Origin of the sequence: Bradyrhizobium archetypum (genome assembly GCF_013114835.1) — a bacterium.
Taxonomy (GTDB): Bacteria; Pseudomonadota; Alphaproteobacteria; order Rhizobiales; family Xanthobacteraceae; genus Bradyrhizobium; species Bradyrhizobium archetypum.
In genome coordinates this window covers 175,449-190,782 of sequence record NZ_JAAVLW010000010.1, presented here as the reverse complement: position 1 = coordinate 190,782, position 15,334 = coordinate 175,449, and the positions used below count along the sequence as shown (strand labels likewise).

Genomic DNA, 15,334 nt, shown 5'->3' with positions numbered 1-15,334 from the left:
CGCGCGGCGCTTCGTTTTGCATCCAGCTGTCCGTGCGCGGAAGCATCAGGCGATTGGCCCGGCTTTTGCTCCCTTGTTTGCCAACGGCGTGCGGCTCTCTGCTTTGTCAGAATCGTGCGCTGCAGAATGTGGATCTCTATGCGACCAAAGGCGATGCCATGAAGAATTGGAGTTCGGTGACAACCAAGGTGCTAGGCACGGCAACTATTGCAATGGCCTTGATGACGCCCACCGCGCTGGCGGTCGAACACAAAGTCGAATACAGAAAGGATAATAGCAGCAATCCCAGCCTCCGAGACGTTCCTGAAAACAGGAGCGTCCTTGCCCAGATCTCAGTCGCTTCGGAGCGACCTGCAAGCTTCACGCTTGCGAACGGCCTGCAGGTGGTAGTGATCCCCGATCACCGCACGCCCGTCGTGACGCAGATGATCTGGTATAAGGTCGGTTCCGCCGACGAAACGCCGGGCAAGTCGGGGCTTGCGCATTTCCTCGAACACCTAATGTTCAAGGGCACGGCCAATCATCCGGCGGGTGCCTTCTCCCAGACCTTGCTGCGCGTTGGCGGCGACGAGAACGCCTTCACCTCGACCGACTACACTAGCTATTTCCAGCGCGTGCCGCGCGAGCAACTCTGTAAGATAATGGAATTCGAGGCCGACCGGATGACCGGTCTCGTTCTCCAAGATGAGAACGTGCTGTCCGAGCGCGATGTTGTGCTCGAAGAATTCAACATGCGCGTCGCCAACAATCCCGATGCGCGGCTCACCGAGCAGATGATGGCGGCGCTCTACCTCAACCACCCCTACGGCCGCCCCATTATCGGCTGGCGCCAGGAGCTCGAGAAGCTCGACCGCGAGGACGCGCTCGCCTTCTATAAGCGCTTCTACGCTCCGAATAACGCGATCCTGATCATCGCCGGCGACGTCGATCCCAATGAAATCCGCCCGATGGTGGAGAAGAATTTTGGCGACATTCCCGCACAGCCTTCGATCCCTGCAAAACGCCTGCGGCCACAGGAGCCGACGGCGGCGGCCCCGCGCACGGTGACATTGTCCGATCCGCGCGTCGAGCAGCCGACTCTGCACCGCTATTATCTCGTGCCGTCCGCTTCAACTGCGGCCGCCGGCAAGAGTCCTGCGCTGGACGTGCTCGCGCAATTGATGGGCGGCGGTGCCAACTCCTATCTCTATCGTTCGCTGGCGATCGACAAGCAGCTAGCCATCAGAACCGGCGCGAGCTACCAGGGCACCTCGCTCGATTCTTCGCAATTCATGATTTGGGCCACGCCGAAGCCCGGCGTCGAGTTCTCCCAGCTCGAGGACGCCATCGGCAAGGTGATCGCCGATCTCGCGCAAAACCCCGCGCGCGCCGAGGACCTTGAACGCGTCAAGACCCAGCTGATCGCAAGGGCGATCTACTCCCAGGACAATCAGGTAATGCTTGCGGTCCGGTATGGCGGCGCGCTCACCACAGGGCTCAGCATCGACGACGTCCGGAGCTGGCCGGATCGCATCCGCGCCGTCACCGCCGAGCAGGTGCGCGAGGCCGCGCAGAAATGGCTCGACAAGAAACGTTCAGTGACCGGTTACTTGATCAAGGATGTTGCGCCCAAAAGCGAGGAGAAGCGCTCGTGACCTATTTTCTGAAACGGCGTTCGGTTCTGATCGGCGGCAGTGCGCTCGCGCTGACGACGATGCTCGCTTCGCGGCCGTCGCAGGCCACAATCAAGATCCAGCGCCTAGTCTCGCCCGGCGGCATCGAAGCTTGGTTCGTGCAGGACGCCACGGTCCCGCTGATCGCGATGGAGTATGCCTTCGGCGGCGGCGCCACCCAGGACCCCGCCGACAAGCCCGGCGTCGGTCACCTGGTCGCCGGGCTGCTCGACGAGGGCTCTGGCGACCTCGATTCCAAGACCTTTCACGAGCGGCTTGACCGCCGCGCCATTGAGCTCAGCTTTCATTCGACCCGCGACCAGTTCGGCGGCTCCTTGCGCATGCTCAAGGACAACAAGGACGAGGCCTTCGACCTGCTGCGGATGGCGCTGACCTCGCCGCGTTTCAATGCGCCCGACGTCGAACGGATCCGCGCGCAGGCGCTCTCGAGCTTGCGGCGTGAGTCCACCAACCCGAGTTCGCTTGCCAATCGTAAGTTCCTCGAGGTCGCCTTCGAAGGCCATCCTTACGGGCGGCAATCCCAAGGCACGCTGGACAGCGTGCCGAAAATCGACATAGCCGATCTCAAGGACTATGTCCGCCGAGTGATCGCGAAGGACACGCTCAAGATCGCCGTCGTCGGCGATGTCGATCCGGAGGTCCTCGGCAAATTGCTCGACAAGACCTTTGGCAGCCTGCCGGCCAAGGCGGAGTTGACAGAGGTAGCCGATGTGGTCGCGGCAAAGCCGCCGCAGCTCGTTGTCGTTCCGCTGGACGTGCCGCAGACGGTCGTGACCTTCGGCGGTCCCGGCGTCCGCCGCAGCGAGCCGGATTTCATGGCCGCCTATGTCGTCAACCACATCCTCGGCGGCGGTCTGTCATCGCGGCTGTTCCGCGAAGTCCGCCAGAAGCGCGGGCTTGCCTATTCCGTCCATGAGACGCTGCTCTGGATGGATCATTCCGCCGTGTTTGTCGGCAATACCGGTACTGGCGCCGATCGCGCCGGCGAGACCGTGGAGGAGGTCGAGAAGCAAGTCCGCCGCATGGCCGAAGAAGGTCCGACCCAGCAGGAGCTCGATGATGCCAAGGCGTACCTGAAGGGCTCGCAGATGCTGGCGCTCGACACGTCGTCAAACCTGGCGCGGGCGCTGCTGCAATACCAGCTCGACAAGCTGGCGATCGACTATATTGAAAAGCGCAACGCCCTCGTCGATGCGGTGACGCTGGAGAACGCCAAGAAGGTCGCGCAGCGGCTGTGGGGCCAGGGCCTGCTCACCGTCATCGTCGGCCGCTCTCCAGAGGTCGTCGCCCAGCCGGCCACCGCGCCATCGGCCGCAACGCCGGCAACACCCAATTAAGCTTTGTGTTCGTGAGGTGACTTTCGGTACGCGCTAAGGACAAGCTGTCCTACAGCCGTTATTTGCCGACGCCCGACCTGCCTACATCAAGGGGCGGCCTCACGAAAGTCCGTCACTGCGGTCGCTCCTGCTGAATGCTGTTGCCACGCCGCTACGGGTCGAACACCAAGGTCGAGACTGCCGCTGACGGTCGCATCGAATGCGGCCCTCCCGGGTCACCGGCGAACCGCGCCCGCGACATCGAATGGAGCTAGCGACACGGCCGCTATGGCGAGCTATTCAAGTTTAGGTGACGATTGGGCAGCTGCCATGGCGCCCTAAGAAGGATCTTCGTTGGTTCGATCCATCTGGCCGCGCACTCCAATCCCGCTCCCCCCGTCGCGCCGTTGCGGCTAGTGAAGCTAAAAAGATGTTTAGCCCAACTTTTCGCAGAAACCGGTCAATGTCCTTATTCGGGAGCTGTTTGGCCGCTCTGCTAAACTGCTGGAGTGGTATGATCGGGCATTTTGTCATCGTCGCCTGAACGGGAAGCGAAGAGGAGCGCCCGCTACGAATATGTTTGCCAGTTCAGCTGCCATCGCAACCACTGTGCTCGGCATTATTGGCATGGCCATGTGGCTCTTCACTAAGCAGGCGAGGTTGAGAGAGTTGGCCGAGCTGAAAAAGAAGCTCCATGATCTTAAGCCCTCTCACCTGAACACGGCGCAGTTAGGGTACACTTCGATGTCATAGAGCATGAAGTGTTTCTCATTTCGGCTCTGGATCAAGCGACCATAGCGGGAGCGCCATCACAACGGCGGTGACTACGCTGTGATCATTCTGGTGGTGCCGGAAATCACAACTGATCATGTGTAAGAACTAGATCGAATACAGCTATTTTAATCTCGTCGTCGAGCGGCACCTTTCGTTAATGAAGTAGTCCGGCCGTACTCCCGCCCTGCCAGCAACGAATGCTGGCAGGGGCACCGAAGACAAGGAGCACTCGATGTCACAGAAGCTCGACGCTTCGCCCGCTCAGCGGTTCGGACCGCCGGCTAGTGCGGTGTGGCTTGCACGCCTAAAACGCTGTTGGGCCGCTCAGGCCGCGACGGCTTCGCAACTCTCGACGGCTTGGCGGTCCCGGGATAGACGGTGAGTGCCGCGATGATGCCGAGCACGGCTGCGAACATCAGCCAAAAGCCGGGTGAAGCCTTATCATTAGTCCGGCCGATCAGCCAAGTCGAGGCCAGTGGCGTAAAGGTGCCGAACAAGGCGGCCGCGAGTGCGAAGGCCAGGGAGAAACAGGTTGTGCGCACATGCTTCGGCACGATCTCGACAAGGGCGCCCAGCATAGTGCCGCTATAGATGCCGAAGTAGAACGAGAACATCATAGCCACCACGAGCATCTTGCCGAAAGTAGGGGAGCTTACCAGCCAGTGCAATGCCGGATAGGCGGTCACTAACGCAAGGCCGGCAATTGCTAGCAGAACCGGCTTGCGGCCGATTCGGTCAGAGACGGCGCCGCCAATTGGATTCCATATAAAGTTCGTCACGGCGACCAAAAGCGTCACCAAAAGCGCGTCCTGGGAGGACAGCTTCAACACGTTCTTGCCGAATGTGGGCGTGTAAACGGTGACGAAATAGAAGGTCGTTGTGGTCAGGATCGCCATCATCATGCCGAGGATGACGATTCGCCAGTTGGCGAGTGCCGAGGCAAAGACCTCGCGGGCCGTGGGATGCTTCTTCATCGCTAGAAATTCCGGCGTTTCCTCCAGCGTGCGGCGGAGGAAAAAGATAAGCGGAATGATCAGGCAGCCGAGAAAGAACGGGATGCGCCAGCCCCAGGCGGCTACTGTTTCGACCGGCATCGATTCGTTCAGCACATAGCCCACGATCGCCGCGACAAAGATCGCGACCTGCTGGCTGGAGGACTGGAACGAGGTGTAAAAGCCGCGCTTGCCCGGGGTTGCGATCTCCGACAGGTAGACCGAAACGCCGCCGACTTCGACGCCGGCGGAAAAGCCCTGCAGCAGCCGTCCGAGCAGCACGATAACGGGTGCGGCAATGCCAATTGTCTCGTAACTGGGACAGAAGGCGATGATTACGGTGCCGATTGCCATGATTGAGAGCGTGACGATCAGGCCTTGCCGACGGCCTATTTTGTCAATATAGGCTCCGAGCACGATCGCGCCGACCGGACGCATCAAGGCGCCCAGCCAGAACACGCCGAACGTGTTGAGCAGCGAAGCGGTTTCGCTCTCAGACGGGAAGAACGCCTTCCCAATGGCGCTGGCGTAAAAGCCGAACAGAAAAAAATCGAACTGCTCGAGGAAATTGCCGCTCGTCGCACTCAAAATCGCGCCGATGCGCGATTTGACCGTTGGTGCGTGCGGGATGAATGTTTGTGACACTGTGAGTTTCCTCCCCGTCTGAAATGGCCGGTTGCGGAAAACCTCACGCCAGCCCAACTGCAATTCAGGCCGGGAATCTGCCATCATGGACACTACCGACCAGCCGGAAAGCGCCTCATCTTTTTGGCATATTTTCGGCGACTGGCGGACTGTTGCACAGGTTTTCAGGGTCTGCCTCGCATGTTCAGCGAGGAGCCAATCGCGGAGCAATCGGACCTTGACCGATCTTTCGGCGACAACATCCATCCGCCGGCAGCGCCATCTTCAGGGCTGCACGGGTAGGAACGAGAACGACCGTGAGTCGAATTGCAACATCCGCATCTATACAGCGGGATGCGACGCGAGCCTGCGAAAGGACGTCGTGCAGATAGGCCGCGCCGAGATTCTTGTAAGTCCAAAGACAAGCTCGTGATCCCGATCGGCGGCCTGGAGCGCTCGCATATCACCGCGATCTCCGCGCTCGCCTCCGGCGACGAGCTGACGACATCGACGCGCGTGCAGGCCGGGCGAAATTCCTGGTTCACTACGTTCCAACCAGAAAGGATATGGTGTTGGATCGTAGATTCGAATGCGATCGGACCGATCCCTGGCGCCGATATCGAGCACCCCGCCCAAGCCGAGCGGTATCATTGCCTGCGCAAGCGCTACACGAGCAGGATCGTGCCTTGAGGTTATCGCCAATACCGCATCCCACTGCGCGCCTCCATTCAAGGAATGGATTGTCGGTAAATGGTCGCGCATTGTTGATGAGGATCGCAACCATCCCGAGCTGCTCGGCCACATCGGTGGCAACCTGTTGGACTTCAGCGGCAGCAGAAGGCGCTCGCCGCATGTCTCTCCCGCCGAATGGCCCTGACGACTTACTGCGTAGCTTCGAAATGGTCCGACAGTCGACGGACACATGCGCTCCGAGCCGCGCGAATTCACGCGCAAGCTCCTCCCGGCGTCCGAGGAAGAAGCCGATGACGAGCGCGACCTTTCCGATGAAGGCCGCGCTACTTCACCGCGCCATATCGTGCCAAAGCCCTTGCTGGGCGAACGACAGCGGCACCCGCGAAGCATGCTGCCAAGCGTCAATCGGCGGGACCGCACTCAAAAGTGCAGCGTGTATGGCATTGATTTGGATTGATCGAGCGAGTTTCATCTGAACTCCGAGCCCGTCTCTGCGAGACGGCAGTGGTCGTAGTGTATCCCCACCAGTTTCCAAGCGATCGGCGTGCCGCAAAAGACATTGTGCGAGCCTAAAGGGCATAACTACGTGCTTCGCGCCGCGCCGGAGGAAGAGTTGCATTCTACTGTCGGGTTCCGCTCATCATCGTCTCCAACCGGACGCGGCTGAATACGACAAGGCCAGCCTCAACTGACTACGGTCCGCTCACGCGCCGAGTTCAAATCCTTCCTTGGTAAATGTGCCCTACGGCGACCTACCTAAGCGCACAATATCGGAGCATCACCTGGTGTGATGGGGCTTGCGGCACGCGATCCAATGATGCTGTCGTTGGCCGATGAAGCTGCCATACTCCAGCGGCCGTCCCGAGGCCATGTGCCAATAGATGCCGACCCGGTACGAACGCGTCTGCTGATCACTGCAGCTCATGGCGAGACATGTCGTTCCTACGCCAAAACAGGGAAAGCGGAGTTGAAACGAGTCAATAGGATCGCGGGTCTGAGGCCTGCGAATTCGCCAGGCCACTTCTTAGTGAATACATCTAACGATTGCAGCTGGAGTATTAGTGCAACTGTGACTGCCATTGCTCAGGCTCCGGTGCGCAGACTATGCCCGATCCGCGCAACAGCTGCGGCGTCCTTCCATGTCATCACAGCAATCAGGGTGCCGGTCGCGAGAATTGGTGCGAGCCTTGCTTGACGTGAGGAAAAGGACCTGCGTCCCGGACGACGGGGGCGCTGGAGTGACAGTGCGACTTTGTCAGGTTTCCGACTTTGGCGTCTCCAACCGGACACGGACCGCACGACAACATGGAGATAGAAATGAAGGTGACCCCACAGACCTACCTCGCACGCCGGCTGGCACTGGCAGGAGGCTGAAATGGAAATCCTAGCCTTGCTGCGGGTGATCGCAGGCAAACGCGGCTTTTTGGACGGGAAGGGCCGGCGTGCAAGCCAGCCCCGGCGTGTCGTACCACCGCCGCATTGGCCAAATGCCGATCACTCGCTCAGATGTCGACTGACAGTGATGCCCGACGAGCGCACCTGAAACTGGCTCAGACATACAAGGCTATCGGGTGGGCCGCTCAGCGCTTGCAGGGGCTGCGCTACACGCATGAGCTGCGGGCTTGTAACAGCTGGCTGACGCTCCCTCCTACATTAGCGCCCCGTCGAGGCTCCTAGGCGGGGACGGAAGTGACCGCTAGAGCCGGAAAAGGACACAAGTCAACGCTCCAGAATTGTGAGGCGCTGTCATTTTTCTTTCTGCCCCAGCAGCTTTCTAGTCTTGCGACTATGAAGTGCAACTGCGAACAAGCGGGGCAGACAACGCCTTGAAATTCTCGTTCGGTCGCCTCGGCATCAGCATCGAGCCACTTCTGGGCCATCATATTGGTGATCGGGCAGGCGAAAGTGAAGGCGCGCATATCTTTCCCTTGGTATGGAGTGCTGGTCACGCGCAAAAAGCGAAAGTCCGTGTGCCTGATCTCGCAATCACGATAGCGCAGGTGCGGGCCCAGGCACTCGCTCCAACCCACACTATGCAATCCTCGTGGAGTTGCCTTGATCTCGCGCAAGCGAACCGACCCCGGTAAGAACTACAGTTCACAATGAGGAACCAATGAGCGCGCCTGCGAGACGACGGAATCATTTGGCGGAAGCAATCCACACATCTGTGAACAAATTTGAGCAAAGCACTATCCACCAAGGTCTACCCGAGGCCGGAGGATAACAGATGGATCGACAAGGTCGAGAGCCTTCAAGACGAAGTGATGCCTCCTTGCAGGAAGATGAACTCGTCTCTCGATCCGGAGGAATTGGTATCGGTTGGCGCTCCTAGGTCTAGGGCAAGAAAATCTCTCTCTCTCTCTCTCTCTCTCTCTCTCTGCATACCAGGGTTCGAATGACGTTGTCCCAAGCTTCTCCTAAACTGCATCAACCTTCAGAGATACCAATTGGCGAGCACTTGGCTCGCCGGGCCCGGGCTCTGCTTGACCCCCATCCGTTCGCTGCGGAGATGTCCAAGGATCAGGTTGCCAGTCTACTACCTGAATACTTAGCGATGTCACAAGCGTTCCCGCACCTGCAGGCGGGATCGCAAAAGGATCTCATATTCGACGCAATACGTCGCAATCGAGACCTCCCGAGGGACGTTGAGCTGACCAGTGTGGTCGCAAATTTTATCTGCTGGGATGAAACGGGAGGTCACGGTCGGGTTCTAAAAGGCGGCAACGCTGCGCTATCCAGTATTCTGGACACAGAAAACTTCCACTCAAAGCTCTTTAGAAGGGATGCGTCGCGCCTACTTGGCCGAGCAATACAGCCTAATTACAGTACCATAACGAGCCGGTACCTGCGTGCAGTATATCACGGCTTGTCGTCGAGAGACCCCATAGTGCGCTGCGCCTACATGGTTGCCTTTGAGCTACATGCTGCGGAAATGATCCAGGCACTTTGGACCACTTTAGTCAAAACCTTTGATGCTCGGTCCGATGACCTTGAGTATTTCCAGGTCCATGTCGGCGGCGAGGATCCTGCGGAGAAATATCACGGAGAGATGACTAGCAGGCTCATTAACGAACTGGTCCCTGCCGACTGCAATAGCCGTTTCTTGGATGAATTCGACCACGCGTACGGCCTTAGCTTGGAGTGGTGCCGCAATCTAGTCGGAATTGATTCGCTTGATGGAGATGGTAGGCCGGAGGTTGAACACAGTGGCCGCTGTCACTGTGGGGCTGTCAAGTTCTACGTACGAGCGCCAGCAGAGATTTCTGCAGTGAAGTGCAATTGCTCAATCTGCCAAATGTCCGGATTTTTGCACATGCTCGTTGCCAACGAGAAGCTCAGGATGGAATGTGGCGAAGAACTCCTCGCTACATATCAGTTCAATAAGAACATCGCTCGGCATACGTTTTGTCGGGTTTGCGGCGTAAAGCCATTTTATCGGCCGCGATCGAATCCTTCAGGATTCAGCGTAAATGTTCGGTGCCTAGATAAAACGACGATCGAAAGCATAAGAATAGATGATTTCGACGGCGAGAATTGGGATCTGGCGGTCCGCTCGTTGCAGGCGGATTAGAAGAGTCGAATTTGAGTGAATCCGAAAGGCGCGAACAATGAGTGATAAACTTGGTCTGCTTTCAGAAGATGCCGCCGCGAAGTACCGCTCAGAGCTGGCAGCTAAAGGTACGGTCCTGATTGCCCCCGAGACGCTGTTCACAAGAGATGAGTTGACAAGGATCGATCAGCTGCAGTCCGATATTCCCGAAGAAGAGGTTCGGAAGGGAGATGCCGGCGATTCTCACAATGTTTTTGTAAAACGAGTGCGGCTGGATCACGCCGGCCGTAATCCTAGCAACGTGAATGGTACAGCTTCAGAGCAGATCATCGAACTGCTTCAAAGGACAGAGCGGGTCTCCGCCCTCAGAAAGATCTTCGGAGCATCATCGGAGTACATCATTCGCCGATGCCAAATGCATCGCATGCCGCCCGGGTCCTTCGTTGGAATCCATTTGGATGCTGAGAGCGACCCCGACTTCGAATATTCTGTGATTGTTCAGCTCGCGACAGATTTCGAGGGCGGTGAGTTCGTCGTATATCCAACCGATCGTAAACGCCAAGTGTTTCGCCCACACTTAGGAACAGTACTTATCACCACATGTAGGTTCCGGCATGAGGTAAGGCAGGTGCACGCCGGGGAGCGTCGTTCACTCGTTTACTTTTGTTCAAAGTACGGCGGTGCGAACCGTCGGATAATCGAAAACCATGCCGCTCGCGCATGAGGTCGGCTAGCTAGATGGCACGGACTGTAATGGCGTGCGAATGAGGTCTATGGATGCAGGCCGGCATTCTCTAACTAGACGAGGTAGTGTCGACGCACGAAGATATTTTGTGGTCTTCGTCGCCCGTCGCGATCGTCTGTTCAGTGATGCTGGATGTCAAGTTATCAGAGCTAAAGCTAGTTCTGCTGCGTGAGGAGGAGAGGGGGCGCGAACCACGGCGCAATTGATGGTCAACTGGGACGCTCATATCCGGGAGAAGGTGTTCTACGTCCTGCCGATCTGCCTAACAGTTTGATCAACTGAAGAACGGGGCCAATGACCGCAGATTTGGGTGCCGATCTGCATCGTTCCGGGATTCTGCTGCTCCGCGCGTCGACGCCCCAGAAACTAAGCCGTTTGCACGGTTGTGGTATGCCTATAGGAAACATGACAAGGTTGGTGCGCCGAACAACTTGGGTTTGGAATGGAAGAACCGACAGCGCGGCCGAGGGGCCAGTCAACCTGGACGAGAGTGCTTTGCCATCTCCCCAGGACGCGTTTTGGCTTCAGCACATGGTTGGCAATAGGAGTGTTGTTCAAGTTGGAGCCAACGGACCGAAGAAAGCATCCTGAAGAGTGGAACATGAGGCTGTGGTCCAAATCAGAGCATCGTCAATAATCGATGCTCGAAATTCCGGCCCACCAGCCTGTCGCGCGCGATCACGAGACACTCCACCGTGCCTGCCTCTTGGTCGGCGGCAAGCGGAATAACGCCTTCCTTGTGTATGCTATCAAATAGCAATCCTTCATCGACAAAACAATCAATCGCCGTTCGGAGGGAGTTCAGTCGGACGTTCCGCACAGATGAAATCACGTAGGAATGGGAATAGTCGGCTCCTAGCAACCGGTCAGCAATGCTGTGCAGTACCGAGCCCCCGCCCCACCGACCGTTCGCTTCATTAAACAGCAGCCGCCCGTCGATCGAGAAAATGGCATCTATGTTAATCATTCCGCGGTAACCCAAGATCCGCGCAAGCTCCACAAATCGATAGGCGTGCGCGTAAGCGGTCGAGTGCTGCTCATTGCTCAGGTCGCTTGGAAGCTCTAGACCAGTCCAGACGAGAGCTCTTTCGGAGCGATCTTCGCTTCGATGCAGACGTATGTCTCCACTGTTGACGTATGCGATTGAACCATTTTCCTCGATTTCAAACTCAAGGTAGAACAGAGAACGGGCCACGTGGTATGATTCTACGACAAGTGTTTTGCACGAGGGGGTTGTCATCTCAGACCAAAGTGCATCAGGATCAAACGACGGCCAAAGGACCCGCCGGGTCTCCCTTGCCCCAGGTAGTGGAGCGCTCTCCTTGCCGGTTAGTATGACATTTCCAACCCCGCCGGCTCCATTGTCTAACTTTATAATGACGGTGCCGGTTTCAAGCCTTAGGGAGTTGACCGCTCTGAACAATTCTTCTGAGCTTGTTGCTATGCATCCACTGGGCAACGGAAGCGTGACACTTGTTGCCAATTGACGGAAGTGGCTCTTGCGGTTCAATAGATCGGGGCCACGCTGCAGGGCGAAGTCGTCCCCGTTCTGCTGTATGCCGAGCATCGCCGCTAAGCGCGCAACGCCTTCAGTAGAGTAGCAAGCACATAGTTCCCAATGTGTTTTCTCACGAATGTGGCGGCGGAGTTGTTCAACAATTGTAGTGGACTGCAGAGTGAAATCACTAAGGACCCGGGTCTCGTGCGCGTTTTCTGGCACGAGCACCAGGACAGTCGATGGGTCGAACCTTAGCGTCGCGCCAACGTAGTGTAGCAGGTCAGTTGGGATCGCTACCGGAGAGACAATTAGGTCGCCCGCTTGTGCAAACCATACGGAGCGCCAGGCCGACTTGGCTGCAAGCGAAAGTTGGATTGCCGTCAGATCGGCACCGGACATTTGGGCGGTACCGGCGTTCATAATTAGGATCCGCGGCATCAACGAGCTCCGTGGGACTTGGTATATTGGGACGGAAGCGCAGTCCCGCACTACGATGAACGTGCGGCAGCGTATTTATGTAGAACAGTTGATCGAAACGACTTCAGTGAGCCTGACACGGAAGATCGCCTGCGGCAGCAAGGGAAATATAGCCAGCGCCAAATCCGCGATATTCACTTGGTGCCTCCCTGCCGACTTGATCGCGCATCGAGCTCTTTCAGCATAAAATGCTGGATCTTGCCCAAGCCCGTTCGCGGCAATTCTTCCGTGAAAATGATTTCGCGCGGCACTTTGAAACGGGCGAGCTGCGACTGCATATGCGCGGTCAGTGCTTCCGCTTCAATCCGCGCGCCCGACCGCCTGATCACATAGGCGACTGGTACTTCATCCCAGCGCGAATCGGGCCGACCGACGACAGCGCATTCTGCGACATCGGGATGCTCCATAAGCACACGCTCGACTTCCGCTGGATAAACGTTTTCCCCGCCGGAAATGATCAAATTCTTCTTGCGATCATGGACCCAAAAATACCCGTCAGCATCGCGGCGGCCGATATCGCCAGTGTGATACCAGCCGTTATGCAGCGCCTCGCGCGTTGCTTCTTGATTGCCCCAATATTCGTAAAAGACATTAGGCCCGCGCACTGCGATCTCGCCCAGGGCGCCTGGCGGCAGCTTGTTGCCCGCATCATCCATGATTGCCGCTTCGCAGAAAAGGCCGGGCAAGCCAGCCGTACCCTCACGCGAGAGATCACCGCCGAGTCTCGTATAGACAGCAATTGGGCAAGTCTCCGTGGAGCCATACACCTGCAGCACTGGTACGCTGCGTGCGACAAAGCGTTCGATCAGGTGGTGCGGCACCATGGTTGAGCCGGTGGAAATTGCTCTGAGTGAGCTTAGGTCGGTGGTCGACCACTGGGGATGCTCGGTTAGGGCCTGAATCGTGGCAGGCACCAACACGGCCAGAGTTGGCCGTTCGCGCTCGAAAGCAGCGAGCGTCGCCTCTGGCGTAAACCGCGTGTGAATCGTAACCGTCGCGCCGTGATGCAACGCTGGCGTCGTCTGGATATTGAGGCCACCCACATGGAACAGCGGCAACACTGTCAAGACATGGTCAGCCGAGGTGAGGCCATGCATGTGCTGACTCATAACCCCATTCCACAGCAAGGCCTTTTGGCGCAGCACAGCCCCTTTCGGCCGCCCTGTGGTGCCCGAGGTATAGACGAGCAGAAGCGGGCAGGACAGGTCCGTGTACGGATTGCGACCATCACCGCGCCCTCGGTCTAGCAGGCCATCCCATTTGCTTCCGCCGAGGGGCGCAAAATCCAAGCCGACGACAAAGATATCCGGCAGTTGCTCCGCCAGCGGCGGCAGGAGTGCCTCGAAGGCATGTTCGATCACCAGCACCTTGGCGGCGGCATCGGACAGGATGAAGAGCTGCTCGGCGACCGCAAGCCTCCAGTTCAGTGGTACAAGCATTGCGCCGAGCCGCGCGCAGGCATAGAGCAACACCAGATGGTCAGGCCGGTTAAGGCTGAGGATCGCGACGCGATCGCCTCTCTCGACACCGAGCTGGCTTTTTAGGGCGCGCGCGACCTGCTCGATCCGTTGATTGAAGATCGCGTAGCTTAAGGTCTCACCCTCGAAATGGATCGCGGGCTTGTCGGGAGAGAACGCCGCGTTGCGCTCAATCAGCGTGCAGAGATCAACCATCAGTCTTCCGTCTTCCCTGGTTTGCACAGTACTTGCCTCGCGAAGCGGCCAATGAGAGCTCCTCAACGTCGCTCGGAAGGTGTCGATTATGGCTTTATTGTCTTAGATGAGGGGCCTTCCGACGGGTATCTGCAAAAGAGTGCAGCTTGTGACGATCTCATGAGCTCAGCTAGGATGGATGTGATCCGGAGACTCAAAGTGTAGGCTCTTGCTCACGTGCTTCAGTTTTGCTCGACAGGGGCTGCGTGCGTCAGACAATGGTGATAAGCGCACCATGACGAGAGTCTCCTGCGCGATCTTCTCAATACAGGCTCGCCACACATATAGGCGGCTTCGGCATCTCCATCTTTGAGGCCAACAATGGCCCGGCATTGGCCTTCAGTGTGATTGAGTAGCAAGACCTTCCTGTAGCCGTCAGGTCTTTTCACATTCCCGCTCCAAGACACTCGGCAATCTCTTGCGTCGCGCCGATCGTGGCGAGCAAAATTTGCCGCCATAGCCCCTTGGAAGCTTCTGCAGCCCAATCGACCTTTATGCGTTTACGCGATCTTGTCGCCATACCAGCTCCCAAGGATCTGTGCGGACAGAATAAAACCACGCTTCTCGGATTGAGCACGGCGCGCCCGGAAGCTGGCACCTACTTCGAGATCTTACAACTTGACGCCACGTGCGATTCAACTTCTTTTGGGCGGCCGTCGTGTGAATATGTTCAAACTCCTAAGCCTCCGGCAGCAGCGATGATTCGAAAGCTGAAGAAGCACCGCCATTTCCTCCGGCCCGAGACGGGCCAGCGTTTCCAGCGCCAAGGCCTTGAGGCGTCGTCTTAGTGAGCGGCGCGGCTGATGCATGTCGGGTTTCCATTCATGGCTGATCTTCTTGCCGCCATCATGGTGTCCGCTTCTGGGCAAGATGCCGAGCTGCCAAAGGAGTCGCTATCGAGACAGATTAGGGACGAGTGTCACTCGCATGCAGGGCACTAACTCAGGATGCGAGCTGCCTCGGATTTTTCTGATCAGAGCCTTCTTTCGATGTGTGCGCGAATCGCATTTGCTTTAGCGTCAATCCAGCCGCGCTCGCGCGCGTTTGCGACCATCTTGGCGTAGGCTGCTTCCCAGGTTTCGTTGTCCTTGGGGCATCCAGGCAGGATAGGCACTAAATCAATAGGCACCAGCGCGTTGCCGTGGTCAACGAGCGCAATCCCTTTCAAGTTTGAAGGCTTAGCGGCATGCGGGCCCTTCAAGACGAGCTTAAACCCGCAAAAATCGATGGGCTTCGCCAATTGCACTCCCCTCTCGGACGAGCATTCTATCATCATAACT

The 15,334-nt window shown here is 57.7% G+C and carries 10 protein-coding genes; 6 read left to right on the top strand and 4 right to left on the bottom strand.

Annotated features, from left to right (window positions below; translation table 11 throughout):
- The first annotated feature begins 158 nt into the window (after positions 1-158).
- Both HCN50_RS28845 and HCN50_RS28840 read left to right on the top strand, forming a co-directional pair.
- The gene (locus HCN50_RS28845) at positions 159-1,634 is read left to right on the top strand and encodes a M16 family metallopeptidase (RefSeq protein WP_235977273.1); all 1,476 of its coding nucleotides are present in this window, start codon (positions 159-161) and stop codon (positions 1,632-1,634) included.
- Positions 1,631-3,010: a M16 family metallopeptidase gene (locus tag HCN50_RS28840; RefSeq protein ID WP_311968239.1), complete on the top strand. Its 1,380-nt coding sequence runs from the start codon at positions 1,631-1,633 to the stop codon at positions 3,008-3,010. The genes HCN50_RS28845 and HCN50_RS28840 overlap by 4 nt, the downstream gene beginning before the upstream one ends.
- Before the next feature lie 1,034 nt (positions 3,011-4,044).
- Here HCN50_RS28840 and HCN50_RS28835 read toward each other — a convergent pair.
- A complete protein-coding gene (locus tag HCN50_RS28835; protein WP_235977272.1) occupies positions 4,045-5,646 on the bottom strand; it encodes an MFS transporter in 1,602 nt (533 codons plus the stop codon).
- A gap of 162 nt (positions 5,647-5,808) precedes the next feature.
- Between HCN50_RS28835 and HCN50_RS28830 the strand changes: the two genes are divergently transcribed.
- The 4 genes from HCN50_RS28830 to HCN50_RS28815 all read left to right on the top strand — a co-directional run bounded on the left by HCN50_RS28830 (position 5,809) and on the right by HCN50_RS28815 (position 10,346).
- A complete protein-coding gene (locus HCN50_RS28830) occupies positions 5,809-6,069 on the top strand; it encodes a hypothetical protein (protein ID WP_171713248.1) in 261 nt (86 codons plus the stop codon).
- A gap of 232 nt (positions 6,070-6,301) precedes the next feature.
- Positions 6,302-6,529, top strand: a complete 228-nt coding sequence (locus tag HCN50_RS28825; protein WP_171713247.1) for a hypothetical protein — start codon at positions 6,302-6,304, stop codon at positions 6,527-6,529.
- Between the two features lie 1,938 nt (positions 6,530-8,467).
- Positions 8,468-9,643 (top strand): GFA family protein, encoded by a 1,176-nt coding sequence (locus HCN50_RS28820; protein WP_171713246.1) that lies wholly within the window; start codon positions 8,468-8,470, stop codon positions 9,641-9,643.
- 37 nt (positions 9,644-9,680) lie between these two features.
- Complete coding sequence (locus HCN50_RS28815; protein WP_171713245.1) at positions 9,681-10,346, top strand: 2OG-Fe(II) oxygenase; 666 nt, start codon at positions 9,681-9,683, stop codon at positions 10,344-10,346.
- Positions 10,347-10,986: 640 nt separating this feature from the next.
- Here HCN50_RS28815 and HCN50_RS28810 read toward each other — a convergent pair.
- The 3 genes from HCN50_RS28810 to HCN50_RS28800 form a co-directional block, all read right to left on the bottom strand.
- Complete coding sequence (locus HCN50_RS28810; RefSeq protein WP_235977271.1) at positions 10,987-12,285, bottom strand: preATP grasp domain-containing protein; 1,299 nt, start codon at positions 12,283-12,285, stop codon at positions 10,987-10,989.
- 191 nt (positions 12,286-12,476) lie between these two features.
- On the bottom strand, positions 12,477-14,015 hold the full coding sequence (locus HCN50_RS28805; protein ID WP_171713243.1) for a class I adenylate-forming enzyme family protein: 1,539 nt from the start codon (positions 14,013-14,015) through the stop codon (positions 12,477-12,479).
- Between the two features lie 1,012 nt (positions 14,016-15,027).
- Entirely contained in the window at positions 15,028-15,300 is a 273-nt protein-coding gene (locus HCN50_RS28800) for a hypothetical protein (RefSeq protein WP_311968238.1), read from the bottom strand.
- Positions 15,301-15,334 lie beyond the last annotated feature (34 nt).

What these genes read in the sequence shown, in the direction of transcription:
- HCN50_RS28845 (WP_235977273.1), top strand. Translation starts at nt 159, where the DNA reads ATGAAGAATTGGAGTTCGGTGACAACCAAGGTGCTAGGCACGGCAACT.
- HCN50_RS28835 (WP_235977272.1), bottom strand. Translation starts at nt 5,646, where the DNA reads ATGGATGTTGTCGCCGAAAGATCGGTCAAGGTCCGATTGCTCCGCGAT.
- HCN50_RS28825 (WP_171713247.1), top strand. Translation starts at nt 6,302, where the DNA reads ATGCGCTCCGAGCCGCGCGAATTCACGCGCAAGCTCCTCCCGGCGTCC.
- HCN50_RS28820 (WP_171713246.1), top strand. Translation starts at nt 8,468, where the DNA reads ATGACGTTGTCCCAAGCTTCTCCTAAACTGCATCAACCTTCAGAGATA.
- HCN50_RS28815 (WP_171713245.1), top strand. Translation starts at nt 9,681, where the DNA reads ATGAGTGATAAACTTGGTCTGCTTTCAGAAGATGCCGCCGCGAAGTAC.
- HCN50_RS28810 (WP_235977271.1), bottom strand. Translation starts at nt 12,285, where the DNA reads ATGAACGCCGGTACCGCCCAAATGTCCGGTGCCGATCTGACGGCAATC.
- HCN50_RS28805 (WP_171713243.1), bottom strand. Translation starts at nt 14,015, where the DNA reads ATGGTTGATCTCTGCACGCTGATTGAGCGCAACGCGGCGTTCTCTCCC.